At 70.8% G+C, this 2,217-nt stretch carries 2 protein-coding genes; one reads left to right on the top strand and one right to left on the bottom strand.

What is annotated here, in order from left to right; genetic code table 11:
- Positions 1-220: 220 nt before the first annotated feature.
- Positions 221-1,597, bottom strand: a complete 1,377-nt coding sequence (locus KDL01_RS40635) for a cystathionine beta-synthase (RefSeq protein WP_212534057.1) — start codon at positions 1,595-1,597, stop codon at positions 221-223.
- A gap of 155 nt (positions 1,598-1,752) precedes the next feature.
- Between KDL01_RS40635 and KDL01_RS40630 the strand changes: the two genes are divergently transcribed.
- On the top strand, positions 1,753-2,217 hold a 465-nt coding region (locus KDL01_RS40630), incomplete at its 3' end, for a GDSL-type esterase/lipase family protein (protein ID WP_246577679.1).

The following is a 2,217-nucleotide window of genomic DNA, read 5'->3' as shown; positions in this document are numbered from 1 at the left end:
GGCCGGAGACGCCGGCGCTGCCGGGCGGCGGCGCGTCGGCCGGGAACGGATCGGTGCGCGACATTCTCGACTCCGTGGAGGTGGACGGGGCGGGCGTGACGATTCGAGTCTGCGCTCCGGGCGCGGCCCACCCCAGCCGGTGCGCCGCCGTCCTCAGGGTGGGGCTGGCCCTACCCTCGCCGCCGCTCCCGCCCGTCCGCCCGCCTTTGCCTTTGGGCCGTTATCCCTGCCGACCGGCCAGGAAGGCGAGCAGGTCCTGCCGGGAGATCACCGTGCGCGGCTTGCCCTCGACCAGCACCACCGCGGCGTCCGCCCGCTCCAGCACAGACATCAGGGCGCTGATCGGCTCGCCGGACCCGACCTGCGGCAGCGGCGCGCTCTTGTGCTCCTCGAGCGGGTCCTCGAGCCGCGCCCGCCCGGTGAACAGCGCGTCCAGCAGGTCGCGCTCGACCACCGAGCCCACGATCTCCGCCGCCATCACCGGCGGCTCCTCCTTGACCAGCGGCATCTGGCTCACGCCGTACTCGCGCAGCGTGTCGATCGCCAGCTTGACCGTCTCGTGCGGGTGGACGTGCACCAGGTCGGGCAGTGCCGGGCCCTTGCTCTCGAGCACGTCGAGCACCGTGTCCTCGTGCCCGGGCGGGGTCAGGAAGCCGTAGTCGGCCATCCAGTCGTCGTTGAAGATCTTCGACAGGTAGCCGCGGCCGGAGTCCGGCAGCAGCACCACGACCACGTCCTGCTCGGTCAGCCGCTCGGCATAGCGCAGCGCCGCGACCACCGCCATCCCGCAGGACCCGCCCACCAGCAGCCCCTCTTCGCGGGCGAGCCGACGCGTCATCTGGAACGCGTCCTTGTCCGAGACCGCGAGCACCTCGTCCGTGCCGTCCGGGTCGTAGCAGGCCGGCCAGAAGTCCTCGCCGACGCCCTCGATCAGGTACGGCCGCCCGGTCCCGCCGGAGTAGACCGAGCCCTCCGGGTCCGCGCCGATGACCGCGACCCGCCCGTCCGAGACCTCCTTGAGGTAGCGCCCGGTGCCGCTGATTGTGCCGCCGGTGCCCACCCCCGCGACGAAGGCCGTCAGCCGGCCCTCGGTCTGCGCCCAGATCTCCGGACCGGTGGAGTGGTAGTGCGAGAGCGGGTTGTTCGGGTTCGAATACTGGTCCGGCTTCCACGCGCCCGGCAGCTCGCGCACCAGCCGGTCCGAGACGTTGTAGTACGAATCAGGGTGCTCAGGCGCCACCGCGGTCGGGCAGACCACCACGTCCGCGCCGTAGGCACGCAGGACGTTGATCTTGTCCTGGGAGACCTTGTCCGGGCATACGAACACACATTTATAGCCCTTGCGCTGGGCCACCATGGCCAGCCCCACCCCGGTGTTCCCGCTGGTCGGCTCCACGATCGTGCCGCCCGGCTTGAGCTGCCCGGTGCGCTCGGCCGCCTCGATCATGCGCACCGCGATCCGATCCTTGACCGAGCCGCCTGGATTGAAGTACTCGACTTTGGCCAGCACCGTGGCCCTGAGCCCCGCGGTGACCGAGTTCAACTTGACCAGCGGGGTGTCCCCGACGAGATCGATCACGGATTCGACATAGCGCATGACAGAAGCCTAACCGCAGCCCGGGCGCCCGTGCTGACGCCCGAGTGCCCTGTCTGAGCTCACCGAACCCTCGACACAGGCGAAACCGTGATAATGCATGCGCAGACGATCACTGGGCGGGTATCTTCCTGTTAGCTGGGGAGAGGAGCAGGCTCATGGGCGTTTCACCTCGAAAGGCGGCCGCAGCCGCATTGATGAGCGGCGGCGGGCTGACCGTGCTGACCGGCGCGTCGATCGGCCTGGTGGTGGCCGAGGCGAAGCTGGCGCGCAAGGCGATCGGGCGGGCCGAGCAGACCCCACCGCAGGCCGACGGACTGTTCGGGGCGCACCTGGCCTGGACCACGCAGGACCGCCCGCTGCGCTTCGCGATGCTCGGCGACTCGACGGCGGCCGGCTACGGAGTGGAGCTGCCGGAACAGACCCCGGGCGCGCTGCTGGCCGAGGCCCTCGTCGCGCACACCGGCCGCCCGGTGCTGCTGGCCAACCTGGCCCGCGTGGGCGCCCGCTCGGACCGGCTGTCCGAACAGATCGACCAGGTACTCGCCGACGAGGACAACGTCCCACAGTTGGCCGCCATCATGATCGGCGCCAACGACATCACCCACCGCGCCCCCATCGCC

It is taken from the genome of Actinospica durhamensis (assembly GCF_018139695.1).
In the GTDB taxonomy this organism is placed as follows: Bacteria; Actinomycetota; Actinomycetes; order Streptomycetales; family Catenulisporaceae; genus Actinospica; species Actinospica durhamensis.
This window is presented reverse-complemented; position numbering and strand designations above follow the sequence as displayed.

Bases quoted from the DNA above. Each gene is read 5' to 3' on its own strand.
- KDL01_RS40635 (WP_212534057.1), bottom strand. From the start codon at position 1,597: ATGCGCTATGTCGAATCCGTGATCGATCTCGTCGGGGACACCCCGCTG.